General features: G+C 40.8%; 22 protein-coding genes and 1 riboswitch. Of the genes, 3 read left to right on the forward strand and 19 right to left on the reverse strand.

Translation table 11 applies throughout. The annotated features are described in order from the left end of the window. Nucleotides 1–51: 51 nt before the first annotated feature. From GOM46_RS07770 to GOM46_RS07780, 3 genes are read right to left on the reverse strand one after another with little or no spacing between them, the layout of a single operon-like run. Nucleotides 52–1,812: an ABC transporter ATP-binding protein gene (locus GOM46_RS07770; RefSeq protein ID WP_235083519.1), complete on the reverse strand. Its 1,761-nt coding sequence runs from the start codon at nt 1,810–1,812 to the stop codon at nt 52–54. Continuing rightward, nucleotides 1,802–3,571, reverse strand: coding sequence for an ABC transporter ATP-binding protein (locus GOM46_RS07775; RefSeq protein ID WP_235083520.1), 1,770 nt, complete (start codon nt 3,569–3,571; stop codon nt 1,802–1,804). Before GOM46_RS07775 ends, GOM46_RS07770 begins: the two co-directional genes overlap by 11 nt. After that, a complete protein-coding gene (locus GOM46_RS07780) occupies nt 3,555–4,016 on the reverse strand; it encodes a MarR family winged helix-turn-helix transcriptional regulator (protein ID WP_235083521.1) in 462 nt (153 codons plus the stop codon). Before GOM46_RS07780 ends, GOM46_RS07775 begins: the two co-directional genes overlap by 17 nt. 209 nt (nt 4,017–4,225) lie before the next feature. Here GOM46_RS07780 and GOM46_RS07785 point away from each other — a divergent pair, with 209 nt between their 5' ends. Further along, on the forward strand, nt 4,226–4,900 hold the full coding sequence (locus GOM46_RS07785; protein WP_235083522.1) for a hypothetical protein: 675 nt from the start codon (nt 4,226–4,228) through the stop codon (nt 4,898–4,900). A gap of 44 nt (nt 4,901–4,944) precedes the next feature. On the opposite strand, the gene GOM46_RS07790 is transcribed toward GOM46_RS07785, so the two are convergent. After that, complete coding sequence (locus tag GOM46_RS07790; RefSeq protein ID WP_006146163.1) at nt 4,945–5,661, reverse strand: YebC/PmpR family DNA-binding transcriptional regulator; 717 nt, start codon at nt 5,659–5,661, stop codon at nt 4,945–4,947. A gap of 96 nt (nt 5,662–5,757) precedes the next feature. Further along, on the reverse strand, nt 5,758–7,128 hold the full coding sequence (locus tag GOM46_RS07795) for an MATE family efflux transporter (protein WP_235083523.1): 1,371 nt from the start codon (nt 7,126–7,128) through the stop codon (nt 5,758–5,760). Between the two features lie 108 nt (nt 7,129–7,236). Here GOM46_RS07795 and GOM46_RS07800 point away from each other — a divergent pair, with 108 nt between their 5' ends. Continuing rightward, the gene (locus tag GOM46_RS07800; RefSeq protein ID WP_235083524.1) at nt 7,237–7,791 is read left to right on the forward strand and encodes a GNAT family N-acetyltransferase; all 555 of its coding nucleotides are present in this window, start codon (nt 7,237–7,239) and stop codon (nt 7,789–7,791) included. A gap of 43 nt (nt 7,792–7,834) precedes the next feature. Here GOM46_RS07800 and recA read toward each other — a convergent pair whose 3' ends face one another. The 6 genes from recA to GOM46_RS07830 form a co-directional block, all read right to left on the reverse strand. Beyond that, complete coding sequence (gene recA, locus GOM46_RS07805; RefSeq protein WP_006149620.1) at nt 7,835–8,983, reverse strand: recombinase RecA; 1,149 nt, start codon at nt 8,981–8,983, stop codon at nt 7,835–7,837. Between the two features lie 54 nt (nt 8,984–9,037). Further along, nucleotides 9,038–10,294 carry a competence/damage-inducible protein A gene (locus tag GOM46_RS07810; protein ID WP_006149651.1) on the reverse strand — a complete coding sequence of 419 codons (1,257 nt, stop codon included), beginning with the start codon at nt 10,292–10,294 and terminating at the stop codon, nt 9,038–9,040. A 76-nt stretch (nt 10,295–10,370) separates the two neighbouring features. Continuing rightward, nucleotides 10,371–11,447: a biofilm formation/cell division transcriptional regulator BrpA gene (gene brpA, locus GOM46_RS07815; RefSeq protein WP_006149644.1), complete on the reverse strand. Its 1,077-nt coding sequence runs from the start codon at nt 11,445–11,447 to the stop codon at nt 10,371–10,373. Nucleotides 11,448–11,451: 4 nt separating this feature from the next. Next, a complete protein-coding gene (locus tag GOM46_RS07820) occupies nt 11,452–11,973 on the reverse strand; it encodes a GNAT family N-acetyltransferase (RefSeq protein WP_006149646.1) in 522 nt (173 codons plus the stop codon). Next, a complete protein-coding gene (tsaE, locus tag GOM46_RS07825; protein WP_235083525.1) occupies nt 11,963–12,406 on the reverse strand; it encodes a tRNA (adenosine(37)-N6)-threonylcarbamoyltransferase complex ATPase subunit type 1 TsaE in 444 nt (147 codons plus the stop codon). The genes GOM46_RS07820 and tsaE overlap by 11 nt, the downstream gene beginning before the upstream one ends. Before the next feature lie 89 nt (nt 12,407–12,495). After that, nucleotides 12,496–13,917, reverse strand: coding sequence for an NCS2 family permease (locus GOM46_RS07830; protein WP_235083526.1), 1,422 nt, complete (start codon nt 13,915–13,917; stop codon nt 12,496–12,498). A 193-nt stretch (nt 13,918–14,110) separates the two neighbouring features. On the opposite strand from GOM46_RS07830, the gene GOM46_RS07835 reads away from it, so the two are divergent. Continuing rightward, on the forward strand, nt 14,111–14,923 hold the full coding sequence (locus GOM46_RS07835; protein ID WP_235083527.1) for a Cof-type HAD-IIB family hydrolase: 813 nt from the start codon (nt 14,111–14,113) through the stop codon (nt 14,921–14,923). A gap of 136 nt (nt 14,924–15,059) precedes the next feature. Here the strand turns inward: GOM46_RS07835 and GOM46_RS07840 are convergent, their stop codons facing one another. From GOM46_RS07840 to mgtA, 8 genes are all read right to left on the reverse strand, one after another. Next, on the reverse strand, nt 15,060–15,485 hold the full coding sequence (locus GOM46_RS07840) for an SP_0198 family lipoprotein (RefSeq protein WP_070678394.1): 426 nt from the start codon (nt 15,483–15,485) through the stop codon (nt 15,060–15,062). Nucleotides 15,486–15,569: 84 nt separating this feature from the next. Next, nucleotides 15,570–16,820 (reverse strand): bifunctional folylpolyglutamate synthase/dihydrofolate synthase, encoded by a 1,251-nt coding sequence (locus GOM46_RS07845; protein ID WP_235083528.1) that lies wholly within the window; start codon nt 16,818–16,820, stop codon nt 15,570–15,572. Nucleotides 16,821–17,087: 267 nt separating this feature from the next. After that, nucleotides 17,088–17,393 (reverse strand): DUF1292 domain-containing protein, encoded by a 306-nt coding sequence (locus GOM46_RS07850; protein ID WP_004250503.1) that lies wholly within the window; start codon nt 17,391–17,393, stop codon nt 17,088–17,090. Nucleotides 17,394–17,408: 15 nt separating this feature from the next. After that, nucleotides 17,409–17,828, reverse strand: a complete 420-nt coding sequence (ruvX, locus tag GOM46_RS07855) for a Holliday junction resolvase RuvX (RefSeq protein ID WP_006149608.1) — start codon at nt 17,826–17,828, stop codon at nt 17,409–17,411. A gap of 3 nt (nt 17,829–17,831) precedes the next feature. Further along, nucleotides 17,832–18,098 carry an IreB family regulatory phosphoprotein gene (locus GOM46_RS07860; protein ID WP_004250500.1) on the reverse strand — a complete coding sequence of 89 codons (267 nt, stop codon included), beginning with the start codon at nt 18,096–18,098 and terminating at the stop codon, nt 17,832–17,834. A 98-nt stretch (nt 18,099–18,196) separates the two neighbouring features. Then, the gene (locus GOM46_RS07865; RefSeq protein WP_235083529.1) at nt 18,197–18,769 is read right to left on the reverse strand and encodes an SP0191 family lipoprotein; all 573 of its coding nucleotides are present in this window, start codon (nt 18,767–18,769) and stop codon (nt 18,197–18,199) included. Nucleotides 18,770–18,829: 60 nt separating this feature from the next. Then, nucleotides 18,830–19,228 carry a transcriptional regulator Spx gene (spx, locus tag GOM46_RS07870; protein WP_006149601.1) on the reverse strand — a complete coding sequence of 133 codons (399 nt, stop codon included), beginning with the start codon at nt 19,226–19,228 and terminating at the stop codon, nt 18,830–18,832. A 135-nt stretch (nt 19,229–19,363) separates the two neighbouring features. Next, the gene (gene mgtA / locus GOM46_RS07875) at nt 19,364–22,024 is read right to left on the reverse strand and encodes a magnesium-translocating P-type ATPase (RefSeq protein ID WP_006149642.1); all 2,661 of its coding nucleotides are present in this window, start codon (nt 22,022–22,024) and stop codon (nt 19,364–19,366) included. A gap of 192 nt (nt 22,025–22,216) precedes the next feature. Then, nucleotides 22,217–22,373: riboswitch (M-box (ykoK) riboswitch) on the reverse strand. Nucleotides 22,374–22,381: the final 8 nt, after the last annotated feature.

The following is a 22,381-nucleotide window of genomic DNA, read 5'->3' on the forward strand; positions in this document are numbered from 1 at the left end:
TCCTACTCTAGTATAGTGTAGAAAAAGAAGGCCGTCAAGCCTTCTTTTAGTTTATTCTTCTACTTCATCTTCTGTAAATTGACTATTGTAGAGATCAGCATAGAAACCACCCTGATCCATGAGTTCCTCATGATTGCCTTGTTCGATGATATTTCCGTCCTTCATAACCAAAATCAAGTCGGCATTACGGATAGTTGACAAGCGATGGGCGATGACAAAGGATGTGCGTCCCTCCATCAAACGGTCCATGGCTTTCTGAATCAACTCCTCTGTACGTGTATCAACTGAGGATGTTGCTTCGTCCAGAATCAAGAGCGGTGCATTCTTGAGAAGGACACGAGCAATAGTCAAGAGCTGTTTCTGCCCGACTGACAAGGTCACCGTATCATCCAAGACTGTATCGTATCCATCAGGCAAGGTTGTGATAAAGTGGTGAATTCCTACTGCTTTTGCTGCTTCAATCATTCGTTCATCACTAATCCCTGTTTGGTTGTAGATGAGATTATCACGAATGGTTCCTTCAAAGAGCCAAGTATCCTGCAAGACCATTGAAAAGGCATCGTGTACTTCTGAACGTTTCATAGACTTGGTATCCACACCATCGATGCGAATACTTCCCTTATCAATCTCATAGAACTTCATCAAGAGGTTGACAATAGTAGTCTTCCCAGCTCCAGTTGGTCCAACAATGGCAATCTTTTGCCCTGCATGAGCTGTCGCAGAAAAGTCATGAATGATGGTTCGCTCAGGTGTGTAACCAAAGGAAACTTGATCAAAGACTACTTCACCCTTCATACCAGACAATTGTGTTTCCTTATGAGATTCGTCTTCCATCTCAGCTTCTCCTAGAAACTCAAAAACACGTGTCATAGCTGCACTAGCCTGTTGCAAGCTGGTAATCCCTTGAGCAATTTGTGATAGGGGTTGTGAGAAGGTACGAACATAAACCATAAAAGCTACGATAATCCCAATACTGATATGGCCTTCAAGAGCCAAGGCAGCACCGACGATAACAACCAAAACATAACTAAAGTTTCCGACAAAGAACATAGCGGGCATCATGATCCCTGAAATAAACTGAGATTTCCAGATACTATCATGTAGGTCTTGATTCAATCCTGCGAATGTTTCTTTAGTGGTATCCACAGCATTATAGCTGGTCACCACATTGTGGCCAGAGTACATTTCTTCCACATAGCCGTTTACAGCTGCTAGGTTGTTTTGTTGGGCTTTAAAGTAACCCTGTGACTTAGCCATAATGACTGAGACAGCAGCAAAACCTACAAGGGTTGAAACAACTGTTACCAATGCCAAAATCCAGTTCATGCCAAACATGGTAATCAAAACAGCGATTAGCAAGAAGCTAGCTGAGATAACGGTCCCTAGACTTTGGTTGAGGGACTGTGCTGCTGTATCAACGTCATTGGTTACACGTGAAAGAGTGTCCCCTTGAGAATGACGGTCAAAGTAAGCAAGAGGCAAACGATTAATCTTTTCAGCGATAGCCGTCCGCAAACGTTTTGAAAAATGTTGGATACTCGTTGAAAAGATATAGGCTTGTGTATAGTTGAGAATAGCACCAAGCACATACAAAATAGCTAAAAAGCTGGCGATACTTGACACAGCTACCAAATCGATTTCTGTAGCCAAGCCATCTGAAATCAAGTTGGTGATTTCCTTAATCTTAGTTGGTCCATAAACCGTGATGATGCTTGAACATACAGCCGCCACAACCGCAACTAGTAGAGGAAGTTGGAGACCTGCTAGAAAAGGTTTATATTGTTTCCAAAAGGACATCTTCTTATTTTCCATGTTCCAATTCCTCCTTCGATAGTTGTGAATAGGCAATTTCTTGGTAAACTTCGTTGGTCGCAAGAAGTTCCTTGTGGGTGCCTTGTCCCACGACTTTACCCTGATCTAAGACTAAGATCAAGTCTGCATCCATGATGGTTGAGATACGTTGGGCAACGATCAACTTGGTCATAGATTGAGTTTTTTCAGCTAGTTCTTGGCGCAAGATACGGTCAGTCTTGTAGTCCAAGGCCGAGAATGAATCATCAAAAATGAGAATTTCTGGTTTACGAGCCAAGGCACGCGCAATAGCCAAACGTTGTCTTTGACCTCCTGAGAAGTTAGTCCCACCTTGAGCCACTTCTGAGTTTAGACCTGCTTCCTTATCCTCGATGAAGCTTTTAGACTGGGCCAACTCAAGAGCTTGCCACATAGCAGTCTCGCTTAGCGGAGTTTCTGGACTCTTACCAAAGTCTAGATTTCCCTTGACATCTCCTGAGAAGAGAACAGCTTTTTGTGGGATATAGCCGACTTTATTCCGCAAGTCTTCCAAATCATAGTTCTGTACATTGACACCGTCTACTAGGATTTCCCCATCCGAAACGTCATAAAAACGAGGCAAGAGGTTCACAAGCGTAGATTTACCAGAACCAGTTGAACCGATAAAGGCGACCGTTTGACCAGCTTCTGCCTTGAAGCTGACATGTTCCACAACTGCTTCTGAGTTTTTAGAGTAACGGAAGGTTACGTCACGATATTCCACTTGACCTTTTACAGATGATTCTGCAGTCTGTGGTTGACTAGGATTTTTAATAGAAGAATGCAAGTCTAGCACTTGATTGATACGTCCTGCAGAAACCAAGGTACGAGGAAGGACGAAAAAGAGAGCACTCATGAGCAAGAAGCCCATCACGACCTGCATGGCATAAGACATGAAGACCACCATATCACTAAAGAGTGGTAGACGGTCTGTCAGGCTAGCATCGTTGATGATATAGGCTCCAATCCAGTAGATAGCTAGACTCAAGCCACTCGAAATCGCCATCATAATAGGATTCATAATGGCCATCAAACGGTTGACAAAGAGATTAAGACGAGTGACTTCCTCATTGGCTTCTTCGAATTTCTTGTCTTGATAATCCTCGGCATTATAAGCACGCACCACTCGAATCCCTGTCAAACTTTCACGAGTAATACTATTGAGTTTATCTGTCAATTTTTGGATGACAGATTGTTTCGGAAAGGCCAGAGTCAGGAGAACAGTTGTCATCAAAACATTGACGATAACAGCGATTACTACTGCCCAGAGCCAGTACTCAGACTTCCCAAGGATTTTTCCAATGGCCCAGATAGCCATAATAGGTCCACGAGTGATTACCTGGAGTCCCATAGTAAAGAGCATCTGGATCTGCGTAATATCATTTGTCGTCCGAGTCAACAGACTTGGGATTGAAAAACGTTTAATTTCTGTCTGAGAATAATCCAAGACACGATTAAAAATATCACTACGCAGATGAGCCGTGTAGGATGCTGCAACGCGAGCGGCAAAAAATCCAACAGTAACGGATGACAGAAAAGCAAGTAGAGACAAGCCTATCATCTTAATAGCTGGTGACCAAAGTGCATCCAACTGCGTCCCTGGTGTCCCAAGTAATGCTGTAATTTCTGAAATGTAAGTCGGTACTTCTAACTCTAGATAGACCGAGAAACAGGTAAAGAGCATGGTCAAGAGAATCATTCCCCACTCTTTTCCTGTGATACGCTTAGCGAGTTTCTTCATTTTCCCCTCCTATTTTTTTTACATTTGCTTGTAGTTTATCAAGTACTTCTTCAAAAATAGCGAGCTTTTCTTCGGAAACACCTTCAAGTAAGCTGCGGTCAATTCGATCAAAGAATGATTTGATTTGCTTCATTTGAGAGCGTGATTTTTCCGTCAAATGAACAAATTTTGCCCGCTTATCACTTGGACTCGCCTCCAACTCTACCAAACCATTTTGCACCATGCGCTTCACTAAATTACTAGCAACTGACTTGGTGACATTGAGTTCTTGTTCAATATCCTTGATAAGCGTCAATTCTTGATCCTGCTCACGACGATCTAAAAAGCGGAGAACCTGCCCTTGTGGTCCACCCATAAATTCGATACCACAACGCTTGGCTTCCTTTTGCACCATCAGGTGAACCTGATGACCAAAACGTTTAAAGACCAACATCGGTTTATCCATGATTTCCCCCTTTTTACATATAAATAGTTCTCTAGAGAACCAATTGGTTTTCATGAGAACTATTTTATCACTTTCAAATAGGATGTCAAGAAAAAAGTTTCCAGGAGAACTATTTTATTTAAAATTGACATTAGGGCTCATTTTATCTATAATAAACACTATCTTACACGGATAAGATTCCAGCCTGACTAGAAATGAGAAAGCCACAAATGAAACAAAAAGAAGAGAAAATCTTAGGAATCATTGCTATCATCTTGGGAACCCTTGCACTTCTCGGATCCTGGTTGCCAATCATCAGCGTACTATCTTTTTTCTTTGCTATTATTGCAATAGGTCTAGGTGTTTTTGGTATCATCCTCAATCTCCAAAACCGTAAAATATTGGCGATTATTGGAACCGCCCTAGGCATTGGATCCATTTTCCTTGTTTTGACAACGCAAGTACTCCCTTCTGGTGTTTTTAACGACTTGGCTAGAAATTTTCGTCACCCATACAGAAGTTTAACCTCTTTAACAGAAGATGACGATTTTGGAACGCTACCAGATAATAGCACCGATGAGGATGAGGACGACGAGGATACCGATTCCTTCACTTGGACCAAGGAACAATTCGATGCTTTGATAGAAGGTGACACCTCGAATCGAGGAAAAGGTGGCTCCAACTACAAAGATATTATCAGCAAGCATGGACAGCCAGATTCTGAAATTGAGTCAACTTCAGGCGACTATGAGATTAAAAAAATCTCCTATGTCTCACTCGGTTCTAATACTAAGACAGTTGTACTGACTTTCGTAAAACAGGAAAACGGACAATTTCTTCTCATCCGTAAATTTGCCCTAGGATTAGACAGAACAGCGCAAACTGATGATGGAGTAAGAGTCTAAGATAACTAAAAAGCGAACAGACTTAATAGCTGCTCGCTTTTTTATTAGAATCCATCTACGTTTGTGTAGATTTTTTGTACGTCTTCGTCGTCTTCAAGAACGCTGTAAAGTTTTTCAAATGTTTCCAAATCTTCACCTGACAACTCAACTTCTGATTGAGGAATCATTTCCAATTCAGTTACTTGGAATTCTTCAATACCAGATTCACGCAAAGCAACGATAGCCTTGTGAAGATCAGTTGGAGCTGTGTAAACAGTGATTGTTCCTTCTTCTGCTTCTACATCGTCTACATCAACATCTGCTTCAAGCAAAAGCTCAAAGATCGCATCAGCATCATCACCTGCAAAGACGATAACACCTTTGTTGTCAAAGAGATAAGACACAGAACCTGAAGCTCCCATGTTTCCACCGTTTTTACCAAAAGCAGCACGGACATTCGCAGCTGTACGGTTAACGTTTGAAGTCAAGGTATCAACGATCAACATTGAACCATTTGGCCCAAATCCTTCGTAACGTCCTTCTGTAAAGGTTTCGTCTGTATTTCCTTTCGCTTTATCGATAGCCTTATCAATAACGTGTTTTGGCACTTGCGCTTGTTTGGCACGATCGATAACGAATTTCAAAGCAGTGTTTAGTTCTGGATCTGGTTCACCTTTTTTAGCTGCTACATAGATTTCTACACCAAATTTTGCATATACTTTAGAGTTAGCTCCATCTTTAGCCGTTTTCTTGGCTACGATATTGGCCCATTTACGTCCCATTAGGAATCTCCTTTATTCACATTTTAATCTTTCTTATTATAACACAAGTCTAGCTGATTTTCACTAGAGGAAATGGATTTTCTTTTGTAAACCAGGCTAAGATTTTCCACCGACTGCCACGATTTTCTTACCTTCTTTTATCCAAGGGTGTTGAGAGAGGGAGAAGTAAAGTTGAACGGTCATAACAACCCAGAGTAGCGGTTCACATAGGATAACTCCAGTATAACCTGTCCAAGGGATGATCCAAGCCACGAAAATAATTTTCCCAAACAACTCGATAAAGCTAGATACGAGGGGCAAGAGTTTTTGCCCTAACCCCTGCAAGCTATTTCTATAGATCAATAACAGGCTTAAAAATGGATAGAACACCGAACTAATACGCAGGTATAAAGTCCCGTTTTCAATCAGGTAGCCGTCTGTCGAACTTGCCAGGAAAGAAACTAGGCTAGGACTTGCAAAAAATAGGAAAACACAGGCAAAGGTTGCCCAAGACATACTCAAATAACTCCCTATACGAAGTCCTTGGACGATACGTTCGGGACGTTTTGCCCCAAAATTTTGAGAGATAAAAGTTGTCATGGAAGCTGAAATAGCTGTCATTGGCAGTAAGGCAAAGGCCATGATTCGGCGTGCTGCCGTTTGAGCACTGATAATGACTGCTCCAAAACTATTGACAGAGGATTGCAAGATGACACTTCCGATAGAGACGATTGATCCCATCAAGCCCATAGCTAACCCTTGCTCTAAAAGGTCAACATAGAGAGCCTTATTCCATTTGAAATGTTTGAGACCTGGAAGAAGCTCTGGAACACTCTTGCGAATATAGAAATAACAAAGGATTGCTGACAAACCTTGCGAGATAATGGTTGCAAGACCAGCGGACTGCACACCTAGCTGCAATTGCGTAATAAAATACAAATCTAGAATTACATTAATAATGGCTGAAAAGATAAGAAAAGCAAGCGCCGCAAGGCTATCACCAATCGATCGTAGCAATCCTGCAAAGAGATTATAGGCAAAGCTAACTCCCACGCAACTAACAATCATGGAGATGTATTCGTAGGATTGGGGGAGAATTTCTGCAGGTGTTTCTAGGTACTGCAAAAGTGGATAAAGACCAAAGAATCCCATCAGCATGACAAGACCACTCAGGATGGCACCCAAAATCCAAGTCGCCGCGACAGCTTCCTTAATCTTAGCGAAATTACGAGCACCGTAAAGACGAGCGATAACAACTCCCATCCCATTTCCAACTCCGAGGGCAAAACCGATAATTAAATCAAAAATGGCTGTCGTAGCTCCAACTGCCGCCAAGGAATCTTGTCCTAAAAAACGCCCCACAATCAAAATATCAGCTGTATTGTATAGTTGCTGAAAGATATTGGATAGTAAAATTGGTAAAGCAAAACTAATCAGTGAAGGAAGGATGGGACCATGAATCAAGTCCACCGTTGATTTTTTATTCATAAGGGTATTATATCAGCTTTCTAGTAGAGGAACAAGGGAGCTTCATTAAGAAAGCGTTGCCTAGATACAAACAATCTGGTATAATCGTGACAGAAAAGGAGGGTAGGTATGACCTTAACCAGCCAGTTAATTACAGATGTATTCCCAGACCTTGAAAAAGTTGAACAATTAAACAAGGAAGCCTTCCCTGAAGAAGAACGCGTCTCTTTGGAAGAATTTTTAAGTTACCAAGATAGAGATGACGCCCACTTTTTCGCTTTTTATAACGAAGAGGAATTTGTCGGCTTTGCCTTTGCCATTTCAAATCAAAAAGCTTTCTACATTAGCTTCTTTGCTATCATGCCCCATCTCCGTAGCCATGGATACGGGAGAGAAATCATTGAAAAACTCATTGATTTTTACCAGCGTACTATGATTCTTGAAGTGGAGCGATTGGACGAAGACTGTGATAATCTCGAACAACGAAAGGCCCGCATGGACTTCTACTTACAAAATGGTTTTAAAACTGCCAATGCTTTTTTAGAATACGAGGGAATGAGTTTTGAAATTCTCTACCGTGGTGACCATTTTGATGAAGAAGCCTATCGCAACATCTTTCAAAAATTGCAAGAAGAGAATTACTTTGACTTTCGCATCAAATACCGACGTTTTAGCGAACATTAGTTCTCATGAAATAAAAAAGTAGCAGTTCTCTGCTACTTTTTTTTTATTCTTCAATTTCGATTTCAAGAGCATCGCCCAAATCAAGAGTCACTTCTTGGTTAGAACTTGTTTCTGTTGCTGAACTTGCTTTAGAGCCTTCTTCCTCTTCGATCAAACCATATTGAACACGAACTTGGTGGTCAATTTCATCAAAGATTTCTGGATGATCTGCCAAGTATTTCTTCGCATTTTCAGAACCTTGTCCGATTTTTTCACCCTTGTATGAGTACCAAGCACCTGCTTTTTGGATGATATCCAAATCACTAGCAATCTTCAAGAGTTCACCAGTTCTAGAAATACCTTCCCCGTACATGATTTCAACAAGAGCTTCTTTGAACGGTGGAGCAACCTTGTTTTTCACAACTTTAATCTTAGTTTCTTTACCGACGTTAGTATCTTTTTGGTCGCCAGTTCCCTTAATTTGTGTGCTTCCACGAACGTCTAAACGAACTGAAGCATAGAATTTAAGGGCACGTCCACCAGGAGTTGTTTCTGGATTACCAAACATAACTCCAACTTTTTCACGCAACTGGTTGATGAAGATAGCAATTGTTTTTGTCTTGTTGATAGAAGCACCAAGTTTACGCATCGCCTGGCTCATCATACGAGCTTGAAGACCAACGTGGCTATCTCCGATATCCCCATCGATTTCCGCACGAGGTACAAGAGCTGCAACCGAGTCAATAACGACAAGGTCAACTGCACCTGAGTCAATCAATTTCCCTGCAATTTCAAGACCTTGCTCACCTGAGTCTGGTTGTGACAAGAGCAATTCATCAATATTCACTCCAAGAGCTGCTGCATAGGCTGGATCGAGCGCGTGTTCCGCATCGATAAAGGCTGCAATTCCACCTTCTTTTTGTGCTTGTGCTACAGCATGAAGGGCTACTGTTGTCTTACCTGATGATTCTGGACCGTAGATTTCAATGATACGTCCCTTTGGATAACCACCTGAACCAAGTGCAATATCAAGAGCCAAAGAGCCTGAACTCATCACTTGTACTTTTTGCTCTGCGCGTTCACCCAAGCGCATGATTGAACCCTTACCGAAGTCTTTTTCAATCAATTTAAGCGCATCATTCAAAGCTTTTTCACGATCAGCTCCAAATTTTTTCCCAATTTCATCTAATTTTTTTGTTGGTTTTTTCGCCATTTTGTTCTCCTATATTTTAATGATTCTAAGGACCTTCTTCTATTATATCAAAAGTCAGTCACTTAATAAAGCTTTGCGAACTAAGTTAAACGCATGCATAACTGCAATCTTACGAACATCCGCTCGGCTTCTTCCAGCTATATTGACTTGAATGACTTCGGTACCTGATGCTTGAGATAGGCCGATGAAAACTGTCCCTGCTGGATGCCCTTCTAGGCTATCCGGACCAGCTACTCCTGTCAAGCTAATCCCAAAATCTGACTGGGTTTTGAGGCGTGCCTGCTCAGCCATTTTTTCCGCAGCAAATGCTGAAACGACTCCATATTCTTCCAACTCTACTTTTGGAATGTCTAACATCTTAGCTTTTTCTTCCAGGCTATAAGTGACAAAACCACCTTTAAAGATTGTTGATGCTCCCGAAAAGTTTGCCAAAGTCGCTTGGAAAAGCCCTGCTGTTAAACTTTCTGCAGCTGTGATGGTTTGCTTTTTCTTTTTCAACTCCTCAACAACTACGCTGGCTAGACTCGCTTCTTCGCCATAACCATAGCAGATATCCTTTAAAGCAACCCCTTCAAAGGTCTGACGTGCAAGGATCTTTTCCTCCAGATTATCTAAGGCCTTTTGAGCCTCGTCTTGACTAGTGGCCTTGGTTGACAAGCGCAGAGTCACCTCTCCCGTTTTTGCATACGGTGCTATGGTTGGATCCGTCTGCTCTTCAATCAAATCTGATAAAATCGTCACTAGCTGGCTCTCACCAATGCCAAAGAAACGTAGCACACGTGAGTACAACTTAGCTCCTGTTGTCAATCTTGGTAGTAGCTCATTTAAAACCATTGGTTTCAGTTCACTTGGCGGACCTGGTAGGACAACATAAGTCACGCCATCTACCTCAATCATACCACCAACTGCTAGTCCTGTTTCATTTGAGAGTGGGATTGACCCCTCAACAATTTGAGCTTGGCGTTCATTATTTGGAGTTCGAGCATAGTCTGGGCGATGAGCAAAGAAATCATCCAGTTTAGCCTGTGCTTGAGCATCAAAAGTCAAATGACGCCCTAGAAATTGAGCCAATGTTTGTTTGGTCAAGTCATCCTCTGTCGGCCCCAATCCTCCCGTTAAGATAACCAGATTACTACGTTTCTGAGCAATCTCCAACAGGGATATGAGTCGAGTTTCATTGTCTCCCACGGCCGTCTGGAAGTAAACATCGACTCCGATTTCAGCTAACTTTTCAGACAAAAACTGAGCATTGGTATTGACAATTTGACCAGTTAGAATTTCTGTCCCAACAGCTATTATTTCCGCTTTCATTTTTTCCTCCTACTTATCTATTCGAATTTCTTTGAAAAAATCGCAGGAAAATTCCTACGATTTCAGTATTTATTTCTTATTGTTCTGGTTGCTCTTGCTGCACTTGATGCACTTGTTGTCCTTGCTGTTCCTGATCTGCAATAGGTCCGGTTGTTTGTGGCAAGCGGCCATAAATATTTTCATACAAGACAACATTTGTCTCTAATTCCGTAACTTCTGGTTTGTCCAATGAACGACGCAAAAGATTTTGCATCTCTAACATATGAGCAGATGACACGATTTGGTAGGATGTCCCATCAATCATTGCATCCTCTCCACGCAACTGTTGAGATTCAATGTTTTTAAAGGAATCTTGGTAACCCATCAACTGAGGAATGGTTGTTGTCGTAATCTCGATATTTGTCTGCATATTATCGCTAAGAGCCTTCAAAATTTCTTGGTAGTGGCTAACACTATTCAAACTTAGAATCTTCTCAACAATCTTTTGAATGACTTCGCGCTGACGTTTCTGACGACCGTAATCCCCTTCTGGATCTTGATAGCGCATGCGTGAATACACCAGCGCCTCTTCACCATTTAGAGTTTGCTCTCCAACGCCGATAGAAATCGTATTAAACGGTTCTTGATCTTGGATAGAGATAGGGAAACCTAGAGTGTTGTTTACTGTGATTCCACCGACAGCATCAACCATTCTTTGAAGGCCATGCATGTTGACCATCACATAACGATCGATGTGGATATTCATCATTTTTTGAATGGTTGAAATAGCAAGTTCTGCTCCACCATCAGCATAGGCGGAATTGAGTTTCGCTTCTTTAACACTACCGTCTGGTTGTTGGATTTGTGTCAGAATATCACGTTCCAAACTCATCATAACAACTTTCTTGGTTTTAGGATTTACTGTTACTAAGATCATCGAATCACTGTTACCCGCCCATGGGTCTGTACGTTCAACGTTCCCCGTATCCACACCCATCAGTAGGATTGTCAGGGGTTCAGTTGCCTCGATAACCTTCGTTTCTTCCCCGATTTGTTTATAGGTTTTAGCTAGAGTCTGTGTACTTTGTTGGTAGATCGTATAGGCATAAGCTCCCACACCAAGCACTGTCACAAGGACAAAGCCTAAAAACATTCCGATTATTTTTTTTGCCATATATTTATTTGTCTATCAGTCGACCCATTTGGTAAACGTCAAGAAACTCTCCTCCCTCTATACAAGCACCACGTTCCTGTAATCCTTCTATGATGAAGCTCATCTTTTTATATAGATGAACAGCCGCAAGATTGCGTTTTTGAACTGTCAATTGTAAACGTCGAATACTAGCACTCGATTTGGCCCATTCAATAGCTTCTTCCATGAGGATACTACCGAGGCCATATCCCCAGTATGCTTTTTTAATTCCAAGAAAGACATCACCAATATGTCGAACTCTCGGACGTTGATCCGCCGTTATATTGATGACCCCTGCTAGCTCATCATTTAAAAAAGCTAGTAAAGTAATTTGATTGTCCGATTGGGCCTGCTTGTCAATAAAATGCTGCATTTCTGATGCAGTCATTGCAATTCCGTTTTCATCCAGACTGGTAAAGCTAGATTCTTGACCAATCTGATCCAAAAGTGCAATAAGAACCGAAGCATCTTGGACTTCTGCTTCACGGACTAAAAGATCATACTCCATCCGTCAACCTCTGTAAGAGCTCTGTTGCTCGTTGGCCACGGGCATGAAAGACAACTTCGCGTCCGTCACCATCTTTGAGAATTTCTAATTCCAGATATTCTGCCGGAAGAGCTTCTCCTAATAGATGCCCCCACTCAATAACAGTCACACCTGATCCAAAAAGAAATTCATCCAAGTCGATAGAATCTGCGTCCCCTTCAATACGATAAACATCCAAGTGATACAAGGGTAGACGACCTTCATATTCTCGAACAATGGTATAGGTAGGACTCTTAATCATTTGATGAATCCCTAGACCTTTAGCTAGACCTTTTGTAAGTGTTGTTTTCCCCGCACCTAATTCTCCAGTCAAAATCAATACATCATTTTTCTCTAGTAAAGAACCTAAATCTTGTCCAAGAGCAATGAGTTCATCTTCATTTTTTATGTGCATGTAATCATTATACCAAAAAGTTTTCTTTTGCGATATTTCTACTAATAAAAAAGGAGGAGATTCCTCCTTCTTTTTTTAAGTGTTTATCATTAGTTAAGAGCCATGCTGATGTAGTTCAAGATAAACAAGGCATCCAAAATCCAAATCATGACATGCACATCTTTAACTTGGCCTTTGACAACCTTTGTCAAAGTATAAGTCAAGAAACCAACTGCAATCCCTTGAGTGATTGAGTAACTGAATCCCATAAAGATAGATGTGAAGAAGGCCGGAACAGCTTCTGACATATCATCCCAAGGAATGTTTTTCAAGTTAGAGAGCATCATAATTCCGACAATAATCAAAATTGGTGCAGTTGCAGCTGTTGGAACAATCGCTAATAGTGGGCTAAAGAAGCTAGATAAAGCAAAACAGATAGCAACAACTAAGGCTGTCAAACCAGTACGTCCACCAGCACCGATACCTGCTGCTGACTCAACATAAGTCGTAACGTTTGAAGTACCTGCAATGGCACCAATTGAAGTTGCTACCAAATCAGAGTAAAGAGCTTTATCCAATTTAGCTGACTCATGGTTTTCACCACTTGTCGCTACGATACCTACTTTTTCACCAGTACCGATAAGTGTACCAATAGTATCAAAAATATCTGTCAATGAGAAGGCAAGAATGGCCATCAAAGTTTCTGGTAAGCGAGAAGTGTTTGAAATCAAAGACCCTAAACCTTCTGAACCAAGAGCAGCACCAAACAAAGTTCCTAGGTCGTTGACTGCTGATGAAAGATTGTTGCTAGCGAAGTCGATTCCTGAAACGTTAACAAGACCAACCGCAATGGCAAGAACAGTCGTTGTTAAAATAGAAAGGATAATCCCACCTTTGATACCTTTAACAACAAAGAAGATAGTAATAGCAAGGCCTGCAAGAGCTACCAAAACTGCTGTAGTATTGAAATCTACCAAACCTGGAACAGCTGCTGAATTCGCAGTAATCGCCGCTTGAGCCTTATCTGCTCCTTCACCTGCTACAGTATATGTACCTGGGTCAATTGAGAATTTCAAAAGACCAGCATTCTTAATACCAACGTAAGCGAGGAAAACACCAATACCAGCTGAAATTGCTGAGCGAAGTGTTGTAGGAATAGACTCAATGATCATTTTACGAACATTGGTCAATGTAATAATCAGTGAAATAACTCCACAGATGAAGACCATCCCAAGAGCTTCTTTCCAAGTATAACCCATCCCAAATACGACGGTAAAGGTAAAGAAGGCATTTAGTCCCATACCTGGAGCTTGTGCATATGGCAAGTTAGCATAGAAAGCCATCATCAAAGTTCCCACAACAGAACCGATGATTGTTGCCAAGAATACACCTTGAACAGGCATTCCTGTTTGTGAAAGCATTTGAGGGTTTACAAAGAGAATATAACTCATTGCAAAGAAAGTTGTTAAACCAGCAAGAACCTCTGTACGGACGTCTGTCCCGTGCTCTTTTAGTTTAAATAGTTTGTCCATTTTTAATCTCCTTTGTCATTTTACGAACAATATGACTATTATAACACCAATCATTCATCTTTTCAAGGTATTTTTACTGAATTATAAAAATCTTATCCGATGCTATTCTTCGTTTTACTTATTGTCAGCTTTTCTAGCCACTTTTTGATATAATAGAAAACATCTTATCTGAAACTAGATTCGGGAGGATTTTATGACTAAAAAAATGATTGCCGTCGATTTAGACGGAACTCTACTCAACTCTGAAAGCAAACTTTCTGACTTTACTATTGAAACAATTAAGAAAATCTCTAAAAAAGGCCACCAAGTCGTTATTGCAACTGGTCGCCCTTACCGAATGGCCAAAGATTTTTATAACCAACTTGAACTCGAAACGCCTATGATTAACTTCAACGGTTCACTTACTCATCTGCCAGGTAAGACTTGGAAATATGAAAAGTGTCTGACTGTGGACAAAAAATACCTCTTGGATATCGTAAAACGAAAAAAGGAGATTGAGGCAGACTTTATCGCTGGTGAATATCGTAAAAAGTTTTACATTACGGCCCCAGACCAAGAAATCGCCGATCCCAAATTATTTGGTGTTGAAAACTTTCGCCCTGAAAATCAATTCAAGTCTGACTTAGTGACCAAGGGGCCTAACTGTATTTTATTACAAACTAGGGCCGACGATAAATATGCACTAGCAGAAGAGATGAACAGCTTTTACAAACACCAACTCAATATTAACACTTGGGGTGGCCCTTTGAACATTCTAGAATGTACTCCAAAAGGTGTCCACAAGGCTTTTGCCCTCGAATACCTTCTCAATGTCATGAATATCGACAAACAGAATTTGATTGCCTTTGGTGACGAACATAATGACCAAGAAATGCTTTCTTTTGCAGGTAAAGGCTATGCTATGAAAAATGCAAATCCTGCTCTCTTACCTTTCGCAGACGAGCAATTACCATTAACCAATGAAGAAGACGGAGTCGCTCACTTTTTACAAGAACGATTCCTATAAATCATAACCTATAAATCAGTAGTTCTATACTTTTGGCTAAAATACGGGCCATTGAGTAAAGAACTTTTTTTCATATAATTATCCATAAAAAAAGGATTTGCACCTGTTTTATCCAGATCCAAATCCTTTAAAATATCTATTTTTTTAAAACAATACGATCTGAAACCTCACGGTCCATGTCGTCGATAATAATCTGGTTCTCTTCTGCCACATAAATCTTGACGTCGTCTCCGATGATGACTTTCTGATTTTCTGGTTCAAAGGTTACCTTCTTAACTTCCTGTACTCCATCCGCTTCCACTTCTGTCCACGTTCCGGTATTACCAGTAACGACAAGCGTAATGCTATCACCCTCGTCCTGCCCCTTATAGGTACCATCCATATTGACGGTTGTAGCATTCGTAGCGCTAGCTGTTGTTGACTCAGATACCTGACTTGTTATCACTTCTGAACTAGTGCTTGCTTGTGGTGTCGAAGTTGTTTGTTCTTTTGTTGAACAAGCAACTAAAAGACTAAGACTTGCCAAAGTGGCAAGAGAAAGTGTGATTTTTTTAAATGACATAATAGCTCCTTTCTTTTGGTGGCTAAAAGTAGCAAAAGCTGCTGAAACATTCCACCTCAACTATATCAAATAAGGGAAGGGAGGTCAATCAATAGATTCATAACCTATGAGGTATGCACGGACCTCTGATATGAAGTAGAGAGAACCTGTCACAAACAGTAACTCTTTCTCCCCTGCAGAACTTTCAAAGCCATCTAAAAACTCTCGATAGGAAGCAACCTTCTGATAATCTCCCAAGTCCTGCTCCTCCAAAGAACCTTGATAATCAAAGCTAGTAACATAGAGAGGAAGGTCTGGTAAATGTTTCGTCAGATATCCAAGCATACCACTGTAATCTTTACGCTTTAAAGCTCCAAAAAGAATTTGAGCTTGATAACCTTGTTGATTTTTTTCCTGGATAAATTCAACCAAACGCTCCAAGGCTGGTAAGTTGTGAGCCCCATCCAGATAAATGTGCTCAGTGATAGCTTCTAGTCTTCCTGCCCATCTGGTAGCTCGCAAGGCAGCTCGTACTGCTTCTTGATCAACCTTCTCACCGCTCTGATTCATAAACAATAGAAAGGCTTGTATGGCAAGAGCTGCGTTTTCCTCTTGATAAGCCCCTTCCAAACCTAGTTTTAGTTGGTTCAGATTCGCAAGAGAAGAAGAAAAATGACCATCCTTGAAAGAAAAATCTTGGTCAGCTTGGTAGAGAGTTACTCCCAAATTATGAGCAGCCATTTGACAAACGAGCTGAGCTTCCGGCGCTAGATTGGCAACAACGGCTGATTTACCTGACTTAAAAATCCCTGCTTTCTGCTCAGCAATTAACTCTAGACTATCACCCAAGGTCTCCTGATGATCAAAGCCGATGGACGTGATAACAGCAATATCTCCAGTTACCACATTAGTGGTATCAAGCAGTCCACCAATTCCAACTTCCAGCAAAACCAGATCCACTTCTTGCTCCCTAAAATAGAGTAGAGCAATCAAGGTCAGCAACTCAAAAAAAGATAACTGATCGTGGGTTTCTAGAAGTTTCAGCTCCATTTTCTTAACTTGATCAGCTATACGAATAAAATCGACATCCGATATGGGGTTTCCATTGATACAAATGCGATCATGAATGCTGACAATATGGGGCGAAGTAAAGGTCCCAACTTTCTTGCCATGAGAAACAAAAAGATCTTTCATAAAGGCAATGGTCGACCCTTTGCCATTTGTCCCCGTCACATGGATAATTGGATAGGTTTGCTCAGGATTCCCCAGTAAATCCACTGCTTTTTGCATCCGTCCCAAACCTGATCTAAAATTCAATCCAATCCTACTATGGAGCCATTTTTCTACTTCAAACACGCTTATCTCCTTAATCCTTAATAAAAAAGCGAAGATTCTCTTCGCTTTTTACTTCATTTGCTAGAACCTAGCTTGTTTTAATTTCAATATGGGGTAAAAATACCCCCCGGATGTTCCAACTCTTTCTAGTTTCTAGGAGTTGGGCTAAAAACGTTCCCCGAACTTACTTACGGTCTTTATTTTTAGCGTCAGGGTAAAAATGTTCCCCAGACGTTCCTGCTTTTTCTCATTTCTAGAAGCAGGGGTAAAAACATCCCCCGGATGTTTTTACTCCTCCATAAAGCTGTTGAAGACTTCTTCAATCATGTTCCATTCGTCGTCTGAATCTTCAGGGATTGGTTGCAATTCGCCTTCTGTTCCGTCTTCATTTTCGATGAATGAGTATGCTTGGATTTCAACTTCTCCGTTTTCATCTTCTTCTGCATTAACTGGTACAAGAAGGACATAGTTTTTACCAAATTCTTCTTTTCCATCAATAGTCAAAAGGATTTCAAACAAAGTTTCGTTTCCTTGCTCATCTACAAGTGTAATAAGTTCACGTTCTTCGTGATCGTGGTTGTGATCGTGTGACATAGTTTCTCCTCTGTCTTAAAATTTTCTATCTAAATAATTTTGCAAAATCAATTGAGCCGCTAATTTATCAATAACTTTTTTACGCTTATTACGACTAATATCTGCTTGCTCAATCAACATGCGCTCTGCAGCAACCGTGGTTAAGCGCTCATCCTGATACTCCACTGGCAAACCAAAGAGCTCTTCCAGTTTTGCTCCGTATGCTTGACTCGCTTCCACCCGCGGTCCACTGGTATTGTTCATATTTTTAGGTAAACCAACAACAAAGCGCTCCACCTTATAGGTATCAACCAATTCTTTGAGTCGTTCAAAACCGAACTCCCCTTGTTCTTCATTGATTTGGATGATTTCGAGTCCTTGCGCTGTAAAACCTAACGGATCGCTAATCGCTACTCCTACTGTTTTGGAACCAACGTCCAACCCCATAATTCTCATTGGTTATAGATCGACTCCTTGTCCCTTAAGGTAGTAGCGAACCAATTCTTCAACAATCTCATCGCGTTCGTATTTACGGATTTGATTTCTTGCGTTATTGTAGCGAGGAACGTAAGCTGGGTCTCCACTGAGAACATAGCCCACAATTTGATTAATAGGGTTATACCCCTTCTCATTCAAGGAAGCATAGACTTCTGTCAATGTTTCGCTAATCTCTTTTTTATTGGAATCGTCCAATTTAAAACGTACGGTTTCTTCAGTAAATCCCATTCTAACACCCTCTTTCCTTAGAATAGTACTATTATAGCACATTCACAGCCGTTCTACAAATCACACAGTCTGAGTTTGCCTGATTTTCTGCGACTTCTTTACTGGACAGTCGCACCACTTGCAACTCGACTTACGATATACTCTTCTGGTTCGTTTTTTAATAGATTTTCCAAGCCAACATTTTTTAAATATTCGCTTTCGCTTGCCTTTTTAACATCTAGAACTTGAAAATCATAACTGCTTTTAGTTTCAATCTCCGTTTCACTTAAGAGAGTGGTTTCGAGACTAAAACCAGGGATTTTACGAGCAGCTTGGACTGATTCATCCTTGTCTTCCTCTTCTTTCAAGGCCGTCTTTGCTTCCTCTAATCCATGCTCGGCAATGTAGTTCTTGAGTTCTTCTGAAACTTGCCGTTTTTGCTGAATCGTTAAGGTCAAGAATTGTTTACCCTTATAGGTAATGGTATGAGTTTGCTGAACTCCATTTTCATCAGTGGGTAGGACAAGTGTCTTGGTTACTACTGTATTGTTATTCGCATTTTCTAGGACTGGTAGAGTTGATCGGAGAGCTTCTGTTGTCGTATCTTTAGTAGGCTCCGCAGATTCTTTTTTCTGACCACAGCCAGCTAGTAAAAATAGAAACGCAACTGTTCCGATAACTATCTTCTTCATGTTCATTTTTCCTTATTTACCTATCAAATAAGGCCAGGAGTCACTCCCAGCCTTTATGTTTTATAGTGCTGCACGTAAACGTGCTTCTGCATTTTCTACATTGCGGACAGAGCGTGGCAAGAAGGCACGAATGTCATCTTCTTTATAGCCAACTTGCAAACGTTTCTCGTCAACAAGAATTGGGCTTTTTAGGATACGTGGTGTCTCCATTATCAAAGTGAGCACTTCATTGACACTCAAATCTTCGATATCAACTCCAAGAGCTTTAGCGTAGCGATTCTTTGATGATACAATGCTCGCAATTCCATTGTCTGTTTTTGTTAGAATATCTAATAATTCTTCTCTAGAAATCCCCTCTTTACCGAGGTTTTGTTCTTTATAACTTAACTGGTGGGCATTAAGCCAGGTTTTCGCTTTTTTACAGCTAGTACAACTTGAGACTGTATAAATTTTGATCATGTACCTACCCCTTTCGCTACATGTTACTATCAGTTTATTCTATTATACCATAAAAAACATCCGACTTGCGACCTATTTTTAAAAAAATTTAACTTTTTTGCTCATTTTTCTCCTTTTTTCTTAACAAAACACGAACTATAACCACTCTTGGTACTTCTTAATGTATAACTTCTTAATAACGGTGACGCTAAACATGTACAAGAAAATAATACCGACTAAAAACAAGAAGTATGGAAGTCCCAATGGAGCTAAACGAAGGATATTCACTAGTGGGCCATAAGGTAGACTAGTTACGAAGAAAGCCGCAACCAAAGTTGTAAAAATCACAAGCCAAGCTGGTCTGCTTTGTACAAAAGGAACTTTTGCTGTACGAAGCATATGGATAACCATAGTTTGAGACCACATAGATTCGATGAACCATCCTGTTTGGAACAAGATAATAAACTGAAGGGCAGATTCAGAACCATGAACATAATGATAGCCTGTCACAAAAGGAACAATGATAAAATAGAGGAAAATAAAGGTCAAAATATCAAAGATAGATGAAATTGGACCCATCCAAACCATAAATCGCGTAATAGATTTTGCTTCCCATGTATGGGGTTGTTTGAGGAAGTCTTGATCCACATTATCAAATGGCAATGCCACACAAGACAAATCATAGACTAGGTTTAAAACAATGAGATGAACAGGAGCCATTGGTAAAAATGGCAAGAAGATACTCGCAACAAGGAGTGAGAAGATATTCCCAAAGTTTGAACTGACGGTCATCTTGATGTACTTTGTCATGTTGGCGTAGACCTTACGACCTTCAACGATACCAGTTTCAAGAACCATGAGATCCTTGTCTAACAAAATAACATCCGCTGTTTCTTTGGCAATGTCTACTGCTGTATCTACAGAAATACCGACATCTGCTACCTTCATAGATGGGGCATCATTAATACCGTCACCCATATAACCAACACCGTGACCATTTCTCTTTAACTGTAGAATGATACGCGCTTTTTGGTCAGGTGACAATTTAGCAAAGACTGTTACTTTTTCAACCACTTCTGCCAATTCTTGGTCTGTCATTTGGTCGATCTCAGCGCCCAAAAGGATGTGTTCAACATCCAAACCAACCTTTTCACAGATGGCTTGGGTTACTTTTTCATTATCCCCAGTTAAAATTTTTGTTTTGACACCATGCTCAAGTAGAGCTTGAATAGCGGGTGCTGCAGATGGTTTTGGTGGGTCCAAAAAGGCAAGGTAACCCGTAAGGATCATGTCACTTTCATCAGTCACAGCATAGGCATAGTCTTCACGTAGACCTGACTTGTAACCAACACCTAAGACACGCAAACCTTGACGGTTTAATTGACCAACTTCTGCCAACACTTCTTGACGAATGTCTTCAGTAAGAGGGATGACTTCTCCACGGTACTCCACATGTGTCGAAATGTTCAACATTTCTTCTAAAGCGCCTTTGGTAACCATACTAACGACATTGCTATCATCTTTGACAATGACACTCATGCGTCTACGTTCAAAATCAAATGGAAGTTCGTCGATTTTTTGGAAGCTAGTATCCAAATTTTGTAGAATAGCATGTTCTTTAGCTTCTTTTTCAGTTCTACTGATAATGGCACGGTCCATCAAGTTTTTCAAACCGGTTTGAAAATGTGAATTTAGATAGGCTCTTCTTAAGACTGCCATATCCAAATCGCCATGGATATCTAATGGGTATTCTAAAACAATCTCATCTTGCGTTAAAGTTCCAGTTTTGTCCGTACATAGGATATCGATTGCTCCTAAGTCCTGGATAGCATTGAGTTTTTTGATGACCACTTTTTCCTTGGCCATGATAATGGAACCTTTGGCCAAGCTGGCTGTAATAATCATTGGTAGCATTTCTGGTGTAAGTCCAACACCAACGCTCAAGGCAAAAACTCCAGCCTCTAGCCAGTCTCCGTCGGTCAAACCATTTGCGAAAAACACAATTGGAACCATGATAAGCATCAAGCGGATCAAGAGCCAAGAAATGCTGTTCATTTCACGTTCAAAAGAAGTTGGTTCATCATAGGTATTGAGGGTTTGCTCAATGGCCCCCATCATGGTGTCATCACCAACTGCTAGAACCATAGCTGTAGCACTGCCTGAGATAACGTTTGTCCCCATGAATGCCAAAGATTCTGCTTCTAGTAGGCTATCTACATTTTGATTGGTGGCTTTATTTAAAGCAAGCTTTTCGACTGCATCACTTTCTCCAGTCAAACCTGACTGTTGAACAAAAAAGTCTCGTGATTCAAATAAGATGACATCTGCTGGAATCATATCTCCAGCGCTCAATTTCACGAGGTCTCCAACAACCAAGTCATCGATGGGTAACTCTTGTTCAAGACCATCGCGAATAACAGTTGCTGTATTGACAATCATTTTTGAAAGATTGGTTGTTGCCTTGTCACTCCGCAATTCTTGGACAAAACGGATGCCTCCTGAAATCAAAACCAAGACAACAATAATGATAGAGGTTGTCGGGTCCTCTTGACCAGGTTTGGCAAGCCAGACGTTTGTAACGAGAGAGATAAAGGCAATCACAAGCAAAATGATTGTGAAAGGATTGATAATGGACTCATAAATCTTTTTAAAGATGGAATCCTCTTGACCCTTTGTGATGGTGTTTTCACCATATAGGTCACGGTTTTCTTCGACTTGTTCTGAATCTAAGCCTTTTAGACTTGTATGGTAAAAAGCTAGACTTTCTTTGAATGGAGTTTGAATAGCTGTTGCTAGTCTTTCTTTTGTAGTTTTCATTGGTTTCTCCTATCTATATGAATAGTGATTTCATACACAGGGACCAATCACTTTATAAGGACAGAACGACACAAATCAGCGATTGGCTGTGTATGTGCGGTTCTGGATGATCGTCAATTTGCATCGTTTGTCTCCTTTCTTTGTTTTAAAACAGCAGAAAGTCCTGCCATAAAATGGCAGGACTAAAAAACTTATTGTCTGTTTTCGTTCAAGCTTTAACTCCATAGGGCGATGTAATGAGCTTAGTCTTGACCTTCGCGACCAGGACTGTTGACCAACGAGTAGTGTCTCCACTGTTTTGCGGTAGTCATCCGTATCCCTATGGTAGCCTCACCTACCGTTTTCGCCTTTCAGTAT

This window comes from Streptococcus infantis (assembly GCF_021497965.1).
Taxonomy (GTDB): domain Bacteria; phylum Bacillota; class Bacilli; order Lactobacillales; family Streptococcaceae; genus Streptococcus; species Streptococcus infantis_B.